This is a genomic window from Halorhabdus tiamatea SARL4B (assembly GCF_000470655.1).
GTDB lineage: Archaea > Halobacteriota > Halobacteria > Halobacteriales > Haloarculaceae > Halorhabdus > Halorhabdus tiamatea.
The window spans coordinates 460,684-477,260 of the sequence record NC_021921.1; the positions used below are offsets into that span (position 1 = coordinate 460,684).

Sequence of the window (16,577 nt, forward strand, 5' to 3'; positions counted from 1 at the left end):
GACGTGAGCGACGACGCCACCTCGCGACACGACCGCCTCGACCGCCACGACACTCCCGGGTCGCGCAACTCGCTGCGTCACTGGATTTGGACCCGGAACCCGGTGTGGATGCTCGTCGTGCCGGCGATCATCTGGGCGCTCCAGTTGGTCCCGAGTGTCCGGCTGAAGAACGTCGTGTTGCGGTTGCTCGGGGCCGAAGTCGACGAAGGTGTCGCGCTGGCGTTCGGGGCGACGCCCGACATGCTCTGGCCGGACCTGCTGGAACTCCGTGCGGACGCCATCGTCGGGTACGACGCGACGCTGCTGTGTCACGAGTACCTCCAGGACGAGTACCGCACGGGGACGGTCGTCGTCGGCGAGCGCGCCATGATCGGGGCTGGCGCAGTCGTCCTGCCGGGCGTCCACATCGGGGCGGACGCCCAGGTGGCGGCCAACTCGCTGGTCACCGAGGACGTCCCGCCGGGTGCGACGGTGGTTGGCGTCCCGGCTGAGGTTGTCCGCCGACCGGAGCGGTCGGTGCCCGACGACGGCGTACAGTCACCGGAATCGGGTGATGCCTGACTGGAAGACCCGCTGATTGGGGACGATAAATTCAGCCTCGTCGTTCTCGATGTGGGTGACGAAGACGTCGATCTCCTGGACGACGCCGCGTCGGTCGCCGATCTCGACTTCGTCGCCGATACAGTACGGTTCCGAGAGCAGAAGATAGAAGCCTGCCGCACCCGCTGCGAGTAAGTGTTTGAAGGCCAGTCCACCCAAGAACAGCACGCCGAAGACGTAGACGCCAAGGAGGACGAGCAACGCCGTCGTCGCCACGCCGAGTTGTCCCAGTGCGACGAGGGCAGCCACGTAGAAAATGCTATATTTCACGAGCGGGGCCAGCACCGACACCTGGGGGAGCTTGATCCCTCGAAGTCGCTCGCTGACGGCCAGCGCCGCCTTGTCGCCGACGATCAACCCGACGATGATGGCGAGAGCGGCGACGAATAGCTGGGAGAGATACGTACTGAATCCCGTCCAGAATTGGGTCGGATCGATGACCTGTGCCGTCTGGAGTGCGATGAAGATCGCCAGCGCGTAGACGAATATCGCCGCGAGTAAAGCGACCAGTCCGACTGTCGAGAAGCCGATATTTTGCAGTGAACGCTCGAAGACCGTCCCCTCGACGGCCGCTGGGACGCCCGCCTGCTCGAGCATCGAGCGTGTCATTCGCCAGACGAGATAGCCGAGCACAGTCCCGACGAACAGAACGAGAATCGCCACAGCGACCGCGGTCTCTTCGGAAAACAGTGTCCGCACGAGCTCGGGGACGTTAAGCAGCGGTCGAAGCGCCAGCGCCATCAGTATTCCTCCGGATCGAGTTCGAGGATCAACTCACCGCCTTTGAACGCCCGTACCAGCCCGTCGCTCTCGGAGAGCACGATCGCCGTCGCGTTCGTGTCGCGGGTGACTGCACCCGCTGCCATGTGTCGGGCACCGAGTCCCTTCGGGATGTCGACGCCCTCGGCCGAGGGTTCGAGGTAGCGGTAGGCGGAGACGATCTTCCCCGAATCGGAGATGACGAACGCGCCGTCGAGCCGCGAGAACTCCTTGAGCATGACGTTCACGATCGGATCGCCGACGTGGACGTGTGACTTCTCGAAGGGGTTGTAACTCAGCGGGCGGGACTTGTTCATCACCTTGCCGGCGTCGCCGACGACGAACAGCGCGCCGACCGGTTTGCCCTTCTGGCCTTTCTTCCCGAGCTCGACGGCGACCTCCAGCACGTTCCGGATGACGCCGGGCTCGGCCCGGGAGTTGACGAACAGATCGTAGACGCCAGATTCGGTGAACTCACCGGCGCGGACACGGACGGCGGTGTCGAGGTCGTCGGCGTACGTTTTTCCCAGACAGAGCACGTCGTCGGTCTCTGTGACGAACTCGTTTTCGAGTGCGCCTTCGATGCCGAATCGAATACGGTCGTCGATCGCCGTGAAGTCGAGCGGCAACTCCACGAACCGCTCCGCGCCAGGGCCGTTCTCGGCCCCGACCACGACGACCGCCTCAACCTCTTCGGAAAGTTGTTCATAGAGGGCATCGCTCGGCGCGAACAGAAATACGGCGTCGATATCGGCCGACAGCGTCCCCAGCACGTCGTCGATCTGACTCATTGTGCTAATTTCACTCGGACACGAAAAAAGGGTTGCGGGCGTCCGACCCGACGTGGATAGTGATGGATCGCTTGCGATCGCGACGACGGGGCAAGGCTGTGTCTGGTCCAGTCGTGAGACTTGCCCGGTGGGGCCTCCGTATCGAGGTACATCGCCTGTGCCAAGCGTGGAGCGCTGGACGGGACGTCTTCCACATCGATGGTCGCCCACCCACCAATTATTAAGTATAATCGAATGAAACAATCAGATCGGACAGGGCAGCAATCGTCGAAACACAAACATGGACTTCCAATGAACGAACAACCCCAATCGATCCACGAGCGCGACAGCGAAACCGAACGTACCCGACCGACGACGTCACGGCGTCGGTTCTTGCAGGCAGCGGCCGGAGCCGGTATCGTCGTCGCGAGCGGAGGCGTCGTCGGGCACGCAGCGGCCGATTCTCACACGAACACGCTCCCGTCGCTTCGACGGAACGGTAATCTGATTGAGACGCCTGACGGCGAGACTGTCGAACTCCACGGCGTCAACATCGCCGATCCGAAGCGAGTCGACGTGACTGCCTCGGTACGCGGGAAAGACGCCGTCCAGACCATCGACCTTGCGACGGACGGCAGCCGGGGCTGGCACGCTGACGTCGTCCGACTGCCGGTCCAGCCGGTCGACATCGGCGAACACGAGGCGGGCACGGGACCGGAGCCACCGGCCTTCGACGAATCGCAGTTACAGAGCTACCTCGAGGACCACCTCGATCCGGCCGTCGAGCGCTGTGGCGAAAACGGTGCCTACGCTATCATCGACTATCATCGCCACCGGGACATCCCCTGGACGAATGCGGCACTTGGGGAGGAAGTCCAGCTGTTCTGGGATATCGTCGCGGCGCGGTACGGCGAGATGAACCACGTTATCTTCGAAGTGTACAACGAACCACAGGGCAACCCAAACTACGGTGTCTCGGGCCAAGAGTTGGTGGACTTCTGGAGTGAGTGGAAGTCGACGGCCCAGCCGTGGGTCGACACCATTCGGGAGTACTCAAAGAATCTGGTGCTCGTCGGGTCGCCGCGATGGTCACAGATGACCTTCGGTGCGGTGATCGAGGAGTTCGACGGGGACAATCTCGGCTATACACTCCACCTCTATCCGGCACACGGACCGACGACACCGGCGGACTACGACGACTTCGTCACGCCGCCCAACGACGGCGGTGGGGCGGTTCCCTACGACGACGAGACGCCTGCCTGGGAGGTCACACCGGTCTTCATGACCGAGTGGGGGTTCGATTACGACGCGGGACCGGCCGCGGGCGGCGGCGTCAACGAGGAAACGGCAGCGGGCGCGGATTGGGCGGAATACGATCCAGATTACGGCCATCACGTGACAGAGTGGCTCTCGACGCGCCCGGTACACTCGACCGCATGGGAGTTCGACGTGCTCTGGGACCCCAGTATGTTCACGCGTGGGTTCGACGTCCCCGACGACGAAAGCTGGTCGCCGTACACAGACGGCTCGATCCCGGAGTACGTCACCGATCGACCCGCCGAGTGGGAGCTCCAGACCGGTGGCGGCTACATGGGCGACACGGTGAAGCAGTTCCTGCGGCGAGACCCCGACAACGACGGCCGGATCGAGGATGTGACTGGCGACGGTGAAACCACCATCGGGGACGTGCGGAGACTCCTGAACAACCGCGACAGCGAGGGGGTCCAGACGCACGCACACGCCTACGATTTCAACGGCGACGGGACCGTCAACGCCGGCGACGTTCTCGCGCTATTCAGAGAGATATATTGAGCGTGGCGCTGTCGGTGGTTCTCCGCCGCTCCCGTTTGTCCGGTTCGAAATGAGCTCGTTCGAGAAACGACGTGAACGACGGACGACGACGTGAACGCGTCAGAGAGTCAGGCTGCCGCCCCGACGTACAGCACGGCGACGAGGAACACCCAGACCGCGTCGACGAAGTGCCAGTACATCGAGACGGTGCTGACCGAGGTGTGGCGATGCTCCGAGTACTGGCCGGCGAGCCCGCGCACGAAGACGATGCCGAGCAAGATTGCTCCAAGTGAGACGTGCGCCCCGTGGAGGCCAGTCAGGCCGTAGAAGGCGCTCCCGAAGGTGCCGGTCGACAGCGAGAAGCCGTCGACGACGATGAACTGGTAGTACTCGTAGGCCTGGCCGGCGATGAAGACGACGCCAAGCGCGAGGGTGACACCGAGCCACTGGAGGAACCGACGACGGTTCCCGCGCCGGAGCGCGAGGTGAGCGACGTGCAGCGTCACGCTCGAAGCGATCAGGATGGCGGTGTTGACGACGACGAGGCTCCCCAGCAGGTGGGGAAGGTGATCGGGCGGCCACGCGCCGGCCCGGATGAAGAAGTAGTAGACGAACCCGGCACCGAAGGTCGCGATCTCGGAGCCGAGGAAAAGCAACATCCCCAGCCGGAGGCCGCTGCCCCCACCTGCATCGACTCCGCGATGCCAGAAGTCCACGACGAAGGCGTGATACAGCCACCCGTACAACCCAACCAGAAACAGGAAGACGCTGGCGACGATGGCTGCCGGACCGGCCGTGGGGCCGATCAGCGGATCTTCGCCGCTTCCGAGCAGCCAGAGTGCGGCCCCGGCATAGATCCCCGCCGCGCCGATGGCCGTGATGAACGGCCACCAGCTCGCCTCCCCGAACCCGCGCGGCCAGTCCTCCTCGGCGGGCAGGTGATGTCCCTCGCCCGCATCCGAGTCTTCGACGATGCTCATAGCGCTGGGTTCCCAGCCAGCGGGCAAAAAGGCACCTTCGGGGGAGTCTTTTGCCGCCGTTGGTCGGCCCCAGGGGCGGCTGGCCCGCCAGATCACGAACTCGTTGCCCGAGTCGGAACCTACACGGACCGGACCCGCGAAGGGGGCACGATGACGTCGCCAGCGAACCGACGACTCGTGCGTCGAGTGGTCGCGATTGTGGCTCTCGGAGCAGCCGGCCTCGCGGCTCCGACAGTCGCCGCCCACGGCGGGAGCCTCGGGGCGAGTGCCCGCGAGAGCGTCACCGTCCCGACCTGGCTGTTCTTGCTGACCGGCGGAGCCGTCGTGGGCGCGTCGTTCCTGCTTGCGAGTTTCGTCACCGATCGCCGGCTCGTCGAGGAGATCCACGGCTGGCGGGCGTCGCTACCGTTTCCCGGACGGCGGACGCTGGCGTCGATCGCGCGCGTCGGGGGTGTCCTCGGGGTGGCTTGCGTCGTCGCGATCGGGTACGTCGGCCCGCAGAACGGGTTGAGCAACCTCGCGATCCTGGTCGTCTGGGTCGGGTGGTGGGCCGGTTACACCATGAGCGCGTACCTGCTCGGCGAGACGTGGTCGACGGTCAACCCCTGGCGGACGCTCGCCGAAGTGCTCCCCTCACTGGATCGCTCGCTCCCGTCGGTCGGTGCCTGGCCGGCCGTCGTCGGGTTGCTCACGCTCATCTGGATCGAGGTCGTCAGCCCGCTCGCCGACGATCCCGCCCTGCTGTCGACGGTCGTGGTCGGCTACTCCGTGGTGACACTCGCGGGCGCAATCGTCTACGGTCCCGATCACTGGTTCGATCGTGTCGACCCGATCGCGGCCGTTTTCAGCTACTACGGCCACGTCGCACCAGTCGTCACCGCCAAGAGTGGCGATGCCCGGCGCGACAGCGAGCACCCAGAAGACGCGAACTCCGTGGCCCTTCGACTGCCGGGTGTCGGACTGACTCGCGCCGATCTCGTGACGGATTCGAGTGAGGTCGCGTTCGTCGTCGCGCTGCTGTGGTCGACGACCTACGACGGGTTCGTGGCGACGCCTGCCTGGGAGTCACTGATTGCCCCGCTCGTCGAGATGGGGGTGCCGGCCCACCTCATCTATCCGTCCGCACTCGCCGCCGGGTTCGTCGTCTTTCTCGGCGTCTACCGACTCGCCGCCCGAGTCGCTCGCTCGACCGGCGAGACCTACCTCGCAGCCGACGCACTCGCCCGGCGATTCGCGCCGCCGCTGATTGCGATCGCCGCGGGGTATCACCTGGCCCACTATCTGGCGTACTTCCTCTCACTCGCGCCCGTGCTGGCGACGGTCCTGCCGTCGCCGTTGTCGCCGCCCGCGGTCGTGCCCGTGTACTCGCTGCCGGGGTGGTTCGGGGCGATCCCGGTCGCGAGCGTGCTGGCCGGCCACCTGCTGGCGATCTGGATCGCCCACGCGGCCGCCTTCGATCTGTTTCCCGGCCGCCTCCAGGCCATCCGGAGCCAGTATCCCGTTACCCTGGTGATGGTCGCCTACACGATGACGAGCCTCTGGATCGTGACCCAACCGACGGTTCAGCCACCCTTCCTCTGAACATGACTGAAACACAATCGTCCGACCCAACGACGTACGACGTTCCCGACGACGCCGAATCCGAGCGCTGTCCCGAGTGTGGCCGGCCGTTCGTCCGCGAGGAACTCCTGGCGCTCCATCGCGGAGGGGTCCACGCCGAAACGCTCGGTGCGGACGAGATCGAAACGTTCGAGGAGGCCTACGAGGACGAATCCGAACGACTCCGACTGTTCCGACTCAAGGCGCTGATCGCGCTGGTGGTGCTTTACTTCGGCCTCCTGATGACCTACGCGTTGGTTTGAGCCTCGACCCGCTCAGGACTCCCGCTCGCCGACCGACAGCCCGGCGACGTTCTCGAAGAACTTCACGACTGCAGCCATGTCTTCCTCGCCGTGGCCCAGCCCACTCGTGGCGCTGAACGTCTCGCGTGCGGCGGCGGTCTGGGGGAGCGGGACGCCCGCGTCGTTGGCCTCATCGACGGCGTACCGGAGGTCCTTGAACTGCAGGTCGACGGGGAAGCGTGGCTCGAAGTCCCCGTCGGCGATGTTCTCGCCCTTGATCGAGTACAGCGGCGAGTCCACCGCGCCGGCCTCGACGACGGCCAGCATGTCGTCGTAGGAAAGGCCCTGGGACGTGCCGAAAGCGAGCGCCTCGGCGAACGCGCCCATCATGTCCCCGAGTAGCAGGTTGACGAACAGTTTCATGCGCGCGCCGTCACCGACCGCGCCGCAGTCGACGATCGGCTCGCCGATAGCCGCGAGGATCCCCTCGACGGAGTCGAGCAACGCCTCTGGACCCGCCGCGAGCACCGTGAGCGTTCCCTCCTCGGCGGGGCCGACCGTTCCCGAGACCGGGGCGTCGACGTAGCGCCCACCGGCGTCCCGGACTGCTTCGGCCGCGGCTTCGGTGGCCGCGGGCGTGACGGTGCTCATCTGGATGACCGTCGTGTCCGACGTGAGGCCAGCGAGCAGGCCGTCATCGCCGTCGAGCACCCCCTCGAGTGCCTCGTCGTCAGTGACCATCACGACCACGCTATCGGCGCGTTCGGCAACTTCGGCGGGAGAATCCGCGACTGTCTCGCCCCGTTCGGCGAACGGTTCGGTTCGGGATCGCGTCCGGTTGTAGACGACGAGTGGGTAGCCGGCGTCGGCGACGTTTTCGGCCATCGGCGCGCCCATCGCGCCGAGTCCGATGAATCCGACTGTTTGCATGGTACCGAATCGTTCGGTCGCCAGGGAAAGAAACGTTGCGAACGCGGGCGAAAACGCTCATGGGTCCGGGGGGCCAACGCGGAGATATGACCGACGGATCGTGGACCGAACGGATCGCCGCAGAACGCATGCAGACCGACCAGGAGTTCACCGACCGCGTCGCGGCCTCGCCGCTATCCAGCCAGCAGTGGGGCCTGGTCATGACTGCTGTCGAGTTCGACATCGACGGCCCCGAAGACCCCGAGACCGCAGAACTGGTCGTCGACGCGAGCAAACTCACCAGCGTCATGGACGAGATCCGGCGCATCGGCGACCGCCAACCCGGTGCCGCAGCGTCGTCCGACAGCGGCGGCGGGATCCTCGACAGCGTGAAGGGCGCACTCGGCGTCGGCGAGAACGACGACGAACTCCGTGAGACGGCCGAGGAACTCGCCGAGGAGTACGCCACGGAGCTACAGGCACGCCTCGAAGAGCGCCGCCGCTGGGCGGAGGTCTGTGAACTCGCCCGATCGTGACTCGGCTCTCGTCGCTTCTGCAGTCGTGATCAGCGTTCGTCGCCACTAACTCGGTCACGATCCCGTCGGAGGATTCGTCGTCGACTCGAAGACAGTCGAGTCGCTCGATCGTTTCGGCTTCGAGTTCGACTGTCGGCAGACGCCAAAACTTCCGTTGGCAACGCCCTTAAGCGCCGTGGCGGCGTGCTCGGACGTGAGTAGCAGTGACCGGACCACATCAGGACCAACCACTCGTCACCGCTGGTGCACCGCTGGAAGACGCCGACGCGGCTGCCGTCCTCGTCCACGGCCGCGGCGCAACCGCCCAAAGCATCATCCAGATGGCCGAGGGGTTCCCCGGCGAGGGAGTGGCGTCTCTCGCGCCCCAGGCCGCCCGGAACACGTGGTATCCCAACCCGTTTACCGCCCCCGTCGAGTCGAACGAACCGGGACGGTCGTCGGGGCTGGCGGCGATCGACGACGCCGTCGAGGCGGCCGTCGACGCCGGCATTCCGACCGATCGCGTGCTGGTCCTGGGGTTCTCCCAGGGGGCGTGTCTCGCCAGCGAGTACGTCGCGCGAAATCCCCAGCGCTACGGCGGCCTCGCGGTGCTGAGCGGTGGACTCATCGGCGAAGCGATCGACGTCGAGGAGTACGACGGCGACCTCGAAGACACGCCGGTCTTTCTGGGCTGTAGCGACGTCGACCCACACATCGCGGCCGAGCGCGTCGAGGAGACCGCAGATGTCTTCGAGCAGTTGAACGCCGACGTGACGAAGCGGCTCTACGAGGGGATGGGCCACGGCGTCAACGACGACGAACGCGCGTTCGTCCGGGAGATGATCGAAGACCTGCTCGCTGACGCGATGTCGTGACGGTAGAGGAAAAACAGCCGGAGAACGTCGACTCAGTCCGAGACAGCCTGATCCTGCTGGTCGGGCGCGTCGTCGGTCGTGAGTTCGTAGAGATTCTGGCGGGCGTCGGCGAAGTAAACGTCCTCGGAGACGACATCGACTTCCTCGAGTCGTTCGAGGGCGTACCTGACTGTTCGCGCCGAGAGCATCGATTCCTCGACGATTCCCTTCTGTGTCAGCGGCCCCTTGTATTCGAGAACCTTGTAGACGAGTTTGGCACTCGGCGGGAGGTCCGTGATGTCTTCCTCGTCGGATTCAGCCATTGCCCGGACCAACGGTCGCCGCCCGTATAAATATTGAGGAGTTGGACTCAGCGTTTCCACGCCGGGGACCCGCCGAACGCTGTTCGATCGAACGAACGGCTTTTTAGCCCCCGTGGCCGACCATGCGGTATGGCTACCGAAACGTCACGCACACTGACCGGCCACGCGAGAAGCGTCACGGTCACTGCCCTCTCGACGATCGGCGGGGTGATCGCCGGTGTCGCCTCCGACGCGCTGTTTACGGTCGGGGATTCCCAGTCGGCGCTCGGTCTCGTCATCGCCGCGGCAGTCCTCCAGTTCCCGGTCTTCTATGCCGTCGGTGTCGACGTCGGTGACTTCTCCGCGAAGGACTACCTCTACGTCGGCTTCATGACGTTCTCACTCTGGTTTGTCACCTGGAGTATCCTGCTGACCACGGCATAACGAGGACCGAGGAGGATTCAATACATGGCAGACGATTCTATCGCCGTCGTCGACCTCGACCGATGCCAGCCCGACCGCTGTAACTACGAGTGTTCGAACTTCTGTCCGCCCAACCGGACGGGCAAGGAGTGTATCGTCACTCGCGAAGACCACTACGACGACGGGGAACCCTTCGAAGGTGCTCCGGACCAGGTCTGGATCAGCGAGGAGATCTGTCTGGGCGAAACCTGTGGGATCTGCGTCGAGAAGTGTCCCTTCGATGCGATCCAGATCATCAATCTTCCCCAGGAACTCGAGGACAACCCGGTCCACCGCTACGGCGACAACGCCTTCTCGCTGTACGGTCTGCCGGCCCCCGGAGAGGGGCGCGTAACGGGTATTCTCGGGCCGAACGGGATCGGGAAGACCACGGCCGTCCACATCCTCGCGGACGAACTCACGCCGAACCTTGGAGACAGCGCCACGGGCGGAGACTGGGAGTCCGTCCTCGAGGAGTATCGCGGTACCGCACTCCAGGACTACCTCGAATCGCTGCTGGACGGTGACGTGACCGTCGCCCGCAAGCCCCAGTACGTCGACGAGATCCCCGATCAGTTCGACGGCACGACCCGCGCACTGCTGGAAGGCACCGACGAGCGCGGCGTCCTCGACGAGTTGATCGAGCGCGTCGGCATCGAACCGGTCGTCGACCAGGACATCGATACGCTCTCGGGCGGGGAACTCCAGCGGGTTGCGCTCGTGGCCGCCCTCGCGCGGGACGCGGACTTCTACTTCCTCGACGAGGTCTCGCCGTATCTGGACATCGGCCAGCGGATGACCGCAGCACGGCTCATCCAGGAGATGGCCGAAGAGGAGGATCGTTCGATGCTGGTCGTCGAACACGACCTGGCTATTCTGGATCTCCTCGCCGACGTGATCCACGTCGGGTACGGTGAGCCCGGCGCGTTCGGGGTCATCACGGACCCCAAGTCCGTCAAGAACGGGATCAACGAGTACCTCTCGGGGTATCTCGAGAACGAGAACATGCGGATCCGCCAGAACGCCATCGAGTTCGAGGAGCACGCTCCCCGATCGGTCTCGACGGGCGACGTCGTGATCGAGTATCCCGGTCTGGAGAAGAGTTACGGCGAAGGTGAGTTCTCGCTGTCAGTCGAGTCGGGGACGATCCGCGAGAGCGAAGTTCTGGGCGTCGTCGGGCCCAACGGGATCGGGAAGTCGACGTTCGCGAAGTTGCTGGCCGACCGGCTCGAACCCGATACGGGCGAACTCGACGCGAGCGTCGACATCTCCTATAAGCCCCAGTACGTCGAGGTCGACCAGCCGATGCGCGTCGACGCCTTCCTCGGGTCGATCGCCGAGGACTTCGGCACCTCCTACTGGAACACGGAGATCGCCCAGCCGCTCCAGCTCGACCGGATCATGGACCAACAGCTCACGGACCTCTCGGGTGGCGAACGCCAGCGCGTCGCGATCGCGGCGTGTCTCTCCCGGGACGCCGATCTCTACCTGCTCGACGAGCCCAGCGCCCACCTCGACGTCGAACAGCGCGTCCTGGCGACGTCAGCCATCCGCCGGTACGCCGAGAACCACGACGCGACGGCGATGGTCATCGACCACGACATCTACATGATCGACCTGCTCGCCGACCGACTGCTGGTCTTCGACGGCGAACCCGCCGTCGCCGGTCACGCCAGCACCCCCCAGTCGATGCGCTCGGGCATGAACGACTTCCTGAGTAACCTCGATATCACCTTCCGGCGTGACGAACGCACGGGTCGCCCGCGGATCAACAAGCCCGAGAGTCGCCTCGACCGCGAGCAGAAACAGGCCGGCGAGTACTACTACGCGCCCGAGTGAGCGCGGCCAATCTTCCGCCGTCCTGGGGTGACGGCTCGTTCGCCGTCACGAGCGAAACCCGTATTCCCCTCCGAGCGGAAACCGGGACAGATGTACGATTATCACGTCCACACGACCTACTCCGACGGTTCGTTTCTGCCACAGATGATCGACGCCGCCGAGGAGGCCGGCCTCGAGGGCGTCGGCTTCGCCGACCATTCCAACGTCTTCGACGCCGATCGGTCCTACCGAGAGACGATGGGCTTCAACCTCGACCTCACCTACGAGCGCCGACGACGGGCGATCGATCGTGCGCGCGAGCGGACAGATCTCCGGCTGTTCGACGCCGTCGAGATGGACTACCACGCCGACCGCGAGGGAGCGATCGAATCGTTCCTCGAAGACGCCGACTTCGAGTACGCAATCGGCAGCGTCCACGCCGTCGACGGGGTGAACGTCCACAACGAGCCGTATTTCGCCGACCTGTCTCAGGCAGACCGGGAGGCCGCCGTCGAGACGTACGTCGAGCACCTGGTTTCGCTGGTCGACTCGGAACTGTTCGAGATCGCCGCCCACATTGATCTCGTCGAACGGAACGAGGCCCTCCGCGGCTTGCTGACCGACGACCACTACCGACAGATCGCCGACGCGTTCGCCGACTCCCGGACCGTCCCGGAGATCAATGCCGGCCGCGTGCTCGATTCCTACGGAAAGTTTCATCCACGGGAGCCCCTCGCGGAGACGCTTCTCGACGCCGGCGTGTCGTTTACGATCGGCTCTGACGCCCATGCCCCGGACTCGCTGGTCGAGTGCAGCGAGGAACTTCAGGCGGTTCGCGCGGAGTGGGATGTGCCAATCGTTGAATTGGACGTCTAGCGGACGTCCAGCCGGAGGGGGACGGCTGGCCGGTGAACAGTCCCGACCGCCGTCGATGACGAACCCGATCGATCGTGGCAAATAGCGGAGAGAACCGTGTGACTATTTACAGGGGACCGTGACAGTGAAGTCACCATGGCGAACGTTGTGCTGCTGGCGCTCGCAGCGAGCCTGCCGATCGCGGTCTCGTTCGTGTTGCTGGCCGGGTTGCGCTGGTCGGCTGCCCGATCGATGGCCGTCGGCTGGGTGATCGCGGCGGCGCTCGGAGTGGGCGTGTGGGGAATGGAGAGTACGTGGTTCGCGGCGGCCGCCCTGAAGGGCGTCTTGGGGGCCGTCGACATCATCCTGATCGTCTTTGGCGCGATCTTGCTGATGAACTACCTCGAAGTCGGTGGCGCGATCAGTACGATCCGGTGGTTCTTCCGGCAGATCGAGAGTGATCGTCGCGTCCAGTTGCTGTTGATCGGGCTGGGCTTCGAGACGATCATCGAAGGCGTGGCTGGGTTCGGGACGCCCGGCGCGCTCGCCGCACCGCTTTTCATCGGCCTGGGCTTCCCGCCGCTGGCCGCCGCAGTCTTCGGACTCTTCTTCAACGCCCCCAACCCGCAGTTCGGGGCCGCCGGGACGCCGATCATCGGCGGCGTCGATCAGGGGATGAGTCCCGAACTGATCGGGATTGGCACGGAAGAATTCAAGATGCTGGTCGGGCAGTGGACCGGCGTGATGACCGGGCTTACGTTCGTCTTCTGGGGGGTTCTGGGCGTCTTCCTGCTCATCTACTGGTTCGGCGACGACGACGACGAGCGAACGCTTCGCGGGGCGGCCCGCTCGACGGCACCCATCGTCCCGTTCGCGCTAGTTCTGGGTGTGATCACTGGCCTGGTCCAGTGGGGCGTCGCGTGGTTCGTCGGCTACTCGCTGCCCGACATCGCGGCCGGGTTCGTCGTGATCGGCGTCGGCATCGTGATGGCCAACGCCGGCGTACTCGTCCCCGACCGGACGTGGTCGTTCCCGGATCGCGAGGGATGGTCGGACCTGTGGCTCGGCGGCCTCGACCTGGCCTCGATCAGCGACGACGAACCGACCAAGGAGATGCCAGTCTTGCTGGCCTGGACGCCGTATCTGCTGGTCGCGGGCTTCCTGCTGGTGACGCGCTGGCCCGGCCTCGGCATCGAGAGCCAGCTCCAGGAGTTCACGGTCGGCTTCGCCAGTCTGCTCGGGACCGAGCTGGGCTGGGAACTGCAGTACCTCTACCTGCCGGGGACGATGCCCTTCATCCCGATCGCGCTGGGAACAGGGCTGCTCTACCGCCTCGACGTCGAGGGCACTGTCGAAGCCTGGCGCGAATCGGTCCGGCAGGTCGCGCCGGCCGCGATGACGCTGGTGATCGTCGTCTCGCTCACCCAGATCATGCGCCGGTCGGCCGAGAATCCCGAAAACATCGCAGGCATGATGCAGGTGCTCTCTGAGGTGCTCGCGAATGCAGCCGGCGGTGCGCTGCCGATGGTCGTCCCGTGGATCGGCGCGCTGGGGACGTTCGTGACTGGGTCGAACACCGTCTCTGACATCCTGTTCAACGCCTTGCAGTACAACGCGGCCGAGAACGTCGGCCTCTCGCGGGGCATGATCGTCGCGATCCAGAACGTCGGCGGCGGCGTCGGCAACATGATCTCGGTCCAGAACATCGCGGCGATCTGTGGCGTCGTCGGGATCGCCGGCCGAGAGGGCGATATCCTCCGGAAAGTCGCCGTCCCGACGGTCATCTTCGCGCTGTTCGCCGGCGGGGTCGGGACGCTACTAGTGTACGTCGTCCCCGGTGTGTTCTGAGGGGAAGAAACGAATCTCAGAAGTTCCTGCTTCAGAGGACGCGACGTTGACAGCTGCCACACAGCGTCTGCTCTTTGACGTCGACTTCCCGGACGGTCGGTGAAAAGTTCATGACACAGCGCTTGTTGTCACAGTGTTCGAGTCCGAGCGTGTGACCGATCTCGTGGACGATCTCCTTGCGGACGCGCTCGGCGAAGACCTCGGAGGCGGATTTGTTCGAAATGCCGCCGTCGGACGTCATCTGGAGGCGATGGGTCGAGATGACGCTGCCGTTGCCATCGAGATACGCAAGCCCGAAGACGTAGTTGCGACGGCGATAGAACAGGTCCCGGTCGGTGATGGCGATGTTCTTCTCGCCAGTCCCCTCTCGCTTGGCGAGATCGATGAACTCCTCGGCGCGGTACTGGTCGCGGTCGGGATCGTAGGACCCAGCGGGGATCGACTGGGTGTCGTGAACGCTGACGTCACAGTCATAGACGGACCGGAGACCGGCAGAGGCTTCGCGTTTGACCATCGCAGGGAGGTCACCGACCGGCACGATGTCGACGTGCATGTACCTCTGTATGAACGGGGGGCGCTTAAAAACCTCGCCAATATGAGTGGCGTACTCGACAGCCGGAAACTGCTTTAACCCGGAGCCTCTGTGCGGACATACCTATGCAGTCAGACGCGGTCGTACTCGACGTGGACGGCGTGCTGGTTGACGTCGCCGACTCCTATCGGCGAGCCGTGGTCGACACCGTGGCGCGCGTCCACGGCGAAACGATCTCGCGATCGACGCTGCAGGCGTTCAAAGACGCGGGCGGGTTCAACAACGACTGGGAGCTCACCGACGCGCTCGCACTGTACGTCCTCGCCCGCAGCGAGGGATTCGACCTGTGTGTCGAAGAGTTCACGGGTCAGATTGCGGCCTCTGGCGGCGGGTTCTCCGGGGCGCGCTCGGTCGTCGACGACGAGATGGACGCCGCGGCTCGCGAACGCATCTACGCGGCCCTCGACCGGGACCAGCTCCGGGAGGTGTTCCAGCAACTCTACCTCGGGAGCGACAAATATCGGGAGATCGAGGGCGCTGAGCCGACCCTAGACGAGAACGGATACATCCACGACGAGACGGTTCTGGTAGAGCGGTCCACGCTCGACACGCTGCAATCGCGCTTCGAAGTCGGCGTCTTGACGGGACGGCCAGCGGCGGAGGCCGATATCGCGCTCGAACGCGTCGGCCTGGACATCCCCGCGGACCATCGGTTCACCATGGACGACTGGGCGGCTGGCAAGCCGGACCCGAACGCGCTCGTGACGCTGGCCGAGCGGTTCGACGCCGACGCCGTCGCTTTCGCCGGCGACACCCTCGACGACGTTCGCACCGTCGTCAACGCGGCGGAGCACGATCTCGGCCGGATCTACTACGGGATCGGTGTCCTCACTGGCGGGCTGACCGGGCAATCGGGCCGCGAGAAGTTCGAGGACGCAGGAGCCGATGCCGTCGTCGAGTCGGTCAACAATCTACCGGAACTGCTCGAATGAGGCGAATACCGTGCCGGATCGCAGGGGGCTTAACGGACCCGGTTGCTACCACTAGCCATGCGAGTAGCGATCCTCGGCGGCACGGGCGACATCGGCGAAGGACTGGCGCTGCGGTGGGCGTATCACACGTCACACGACGTCGTGATCGGGTCGCGTGACGCTCAGCGCGCACGCTCGAAAGCCGACGAGTACGAGACCGAACTGGCGAGTCGCGGTGACGAGACAGCGATCGAGGGCGCGGAAAACCCCGAGGCGGCCGCCGAAGCCGACGTCGTCGTGGCCGCCGTCCCGGCCTATCACCTCGTGGATACGATCGAGGCGGTCGCGAAGGGTCTCGACGCCGAGACGGTTCTGGTGAGCCCGGCCGTCGGGATGCAACGCGACGAGAGCGGGATGCACTACAATCGGCCGGGTGCCGGGAGCGTCACCGCGCTGGCCGCCGAGGCGGCACCCGACGAGGTTCCGGTCGTCGGCGCGTTCCACAACCTCGCGGCCGACGAACTCGCGAACTTAGACGTCGAACTGTCGCTCGACGCACTACTCGTCGGTGACGACGAGGACGCCGTCGAACGAGTCGAAGTCCTCGCGGAGGGGATCGATGGCGTCCGGGCGCTCCGGGCAGGCTCTATCGATAACGCTGCGGAGGCCGAATCACTGACGCCGCTTTTGATCAACCTGGCGATGCACAACGACGACCTCCAGGACGTCGGCGTCCGGTTCGTCTGAGAAATCCGTCTGAGTACCTCGGC

General features: G+C 65.1%; 18 protein-coding genes and 1 pseudogene. 12 read left to right on the plus strand and 7 right to left on the minus strand.

The window, feature by feature from the left end; genetic code table 11:
- The first annotated feature begins 3 nt into the window (after positions 1–3).
- A complete protein-coding gene (locus tag HTIA_RS02395; RefSeq protein ID WP_008527396.1) occupies positions 4–561 on the plus strand; it encodes an acyltransferase in 558 nt (185 codons plus the stop codon).
- On the opposite strand, the gene HTIA_RS02400 is transcribed toward HTIA_RS02395, so the two are convergent.
- Together HTIA_RS02400 and dacZ are read right to left on the minus strand one after the other, a co-directional pair.
- Entirely contained in the window at positions 538–1,341 is an 804-nt protein-coding gene (locus tag HTIA_RS02400) for a mechanosensitive ion channel domain-containing protein (RefSeq protein WP_008527395.1), read from the minus strand. The genes HTIA_RS02395 and HTIA_RS02400 overlap by 24 nt on opposite strands.
- Positions 1,341–2,150, minus strand: coding sequence for a diadenylate cyclase DacZ (gene dacZ / locus HTIA_RS02405; RefSeq protein WP_008527393.1), 810 nt, complete (start codon positions 2,148–2,150; stop codon positions 1,341–1,343). The genes HTIA_RS02400 and dacZ overlap by 1 nt, the downstream gene beginning before the upstream one ends.
- A 291-nt stretch (positions 2,151–2,441) precedes the next feature.
- Between dacZ and HTIA_RS02410 the strand changes: the two genes are divergently transcribed.
- Positions 2,442–3,941: a cellulase family glycosylhydrolase gene (locus tag HTIA_RS02410; RefSeq protein ID WP_008527391.1), complete on the plus strand. Its 1,500-nt coding sequence runs from the start codon at positions 2,442–2,444 to the stop codon at positions 3,939–3,941.
- Between the two features lie 107 nt (positions 3,942–4,048).
- Here the strand turns inward: HTIA_RS02410 and HTIA_RS02415 are convergent, their stop codons facing one another.
- Positions 4,049–4,900 carry a cytochrome c oxidase subunit 3 gene (locus tag HTIA_RS02415; RefSeq protein WP_008527389.1) on the minus strand — a complete coding sequence of 284 codons (852 nt, stop codon included), beginning with the start codon at positions 4,898–4,900 and terminating at the stop codon, positions 4,049–4,051.
- A 198-nt stretch (positions 4,901–5,098) separates the two neighbouring features.
- On the opposite strand from HTIA_RS02415, the gene HTIA_RS02420 reads away from it, so the two are divergent.
- Complete coding sequence (locus HTIA_RS02420; RefSeq protein ID WP_148290921.1) at positions 5,099–6,481, plus strand: hypothetical protein; 1,383 nt, start codon at positions 5,099–5,101, stop codon at positions 6,479–6,481.
- Positions 6,482–6,483: 2 nt separating this feature from the next.
- Positions 6,484–6,762, plus strand: coding sequence for a DUF7410 domain-containing protein (locus tag HTIA_RS02425; RefSeq protein ID WP_008527385.1), 279 nt, complete (start codon positions 6,484–6,486; stop codon positions 6,760–6,762).
- Between the two features lie 12 nt (positions 6,763–6,774).
- Here HTIA_RS02425 and HTIA_RS02430 read toward each other — a convergent pair whose 3' ends face one another.
- Positions 6,775–7,671: an NAD(P)-dependent oxidoreductase gene (locus HTIA_RS02430; RefSeq protein WP_008527384.1), complete on the minus strand. Its 897-nt coding sequence runs from the start codon at positions 7,669–7,671 to the stop codon at positions 6,775–6,777.
- 86 nt (positions 7,672–7,757) lie between these two features.
- Between HTIA_RS02430 and HTIA_RS02435 the strand changes: the two genes are divergently transcribed.
- Positions 7,758–8,186, plus strand: coding sequence for a DUF5799 family protein (locus tag HTIA_RS02435; RefSeq protein ID WP_008527383.1), 429 nt, complete (start codon positions 7,758–7,760; stop codon positions 8,184–8,186).
- Positions 8,187–8,238: 52 nt separating this feature from the next.
- Here the strand turns inward: HTIA_RS02435 and HTIA_RS17500 are convergent.
- Positions 8,239–8,325, minus strand: a pseudogene (locus tag HTIA_RS17500) (DUF7557 family protein); the annotation flags it as partial.
- Between the two features lie 64 nt (positions 8,326–8,389).
- On the opposite strand from HTIA_RS17500, the gene HTIA_RS02440 reads away from it, so the two are divergent.
- Positions 8,390–9,040, plus strand: a complete 651-nt coding sequence (locus HTIA_RS02440; RefSeq protein ID WP_008527381.1) for an alpha/beta hydrolase — start codon at positions 8,390–8,392, stop codon at positions 9,038–9,040.
- Between the two features lie 32 nt (positions 9,041–9,072).
- Here the strand turns inward: HTIA_RS02440 and HTIA_RS02445 are convergent, their stop codons facing one another.
- Positions 9,073–9,342: a hypothetical protein gene (locus HTIA_RS02445; RefSeq protein ID WP_008527380.1), complete on the minus strand. Its 270-nt coding sequence runs from the start codon at positions 9,340–9,342 to the stop codon at positions 9,073–9,075.
- A 129-nt stretch (positions 9,343–9,471) separates the two neighbouring features.
- Between HTIA_RS02445 and HTIA_RS02450 the strand changes: the two genes are divergently transcribed.
- From HTIA_RS02450 to HTIA_RS02465, 4 genes are all read left to right on the plus strand, one after another.
- On the plus strand, positions 9,472–9,765 hold the full coding sequence (locus tag HTIA_RS02450; protein ID WP_008527379.1) for an EMC6-like membrane protein: 294 nt from the start codon (positions 9,472–9,474) through the stop codon (positions 9,763–9,765).
- 24 nt (positions 9,766–9,789) lie between these two features.
- Positions 9,790–11,622: a ribosome biogenesis/translation initiation ATPase RLI gene (locus tag HTIA_RS02455; RefSeq protein WP_008527377.1), complete on the plus strand. Its 1,833-nt coding sequence runs from the start codon at positions 9,790–9,792 to the stop codon at positions 11,620–11,622.
- Between the two features lie 90 nt (positions 11,623–11,712).
- The gene (locus tag HTIA_RS02460) at positions 11,713–12,477 is read left to right on the plus strand and encodes a PHP domain-containing protein (protein ID WP_008527375.1); all 765 of its coding nucleotides are present in this window, start codon (positions 11,713–11,715) and stop codon (positions 12,475–12,477) included.
- Positions 12,478–12,612: 135 nt separating this feature from the next.
- The gene (locus HTIA_RS02465) at positions 12,613–14,304 is read left to right on the plus strand and encodes an L-lactate permease (RefSeq protein WP_008527373.1); all 1,692 of its coding nucleotides are present in this window, start codon (positions 12,613–12,615) and stop codon (positions 14,302–14,304) included.
- A 31-nt stretch (positions 14,305–14,335) separates the two neighbouring features.
- Here the strand turns inward: HTIA_RS02465 and HTIA_RS02470 are convergent, their stop codons facing one another.
- Positions 14,336–14,857 (minus strand): archaemetzincin family Zn-dependent metalloprotease, encoded by a 522-nt coding sequence (locus HTIA_RS02470; protein WP_008527371.1) that lies wholly within the window; start codon positions 14,855–14,857, stop codon positions 14,336–14,338.
- Between the two features lie 104 nt (positions 14,858–14,961).
- Here HTIA_RS02470 and HTIA_RS02475 point away from each other — a divergent pair, with 104 nt between their 5' ends.
- The gene (locus HTIA_RS02475) at positions 14,962–15,828 is read left to right on the plus strand and encodes a TIGR01548 family HAD-type hydrolase (RefSeq protein ID WP_008527370.1); all 867 of its coding nucleotides are present in this window, start codon (positions 14,962–14,964) and stop codon (positions 15,826–15,828) included.
- A 57-nt stretch (positions 15,829–15,885) separates the two neighbouring features.
- Entirely contained in the window at positions 15,886–16,554 is a 669-nt protein-coding gene (npdG, locus tag HTIA_RS02480) for an NADPH-dependent F420 reductase (RefSeq protein WP_008527369.1), read from the plus strand.
- The last annotated feature ends 23 nt before the right edge of the window (positions 16,555–16,577 follow it).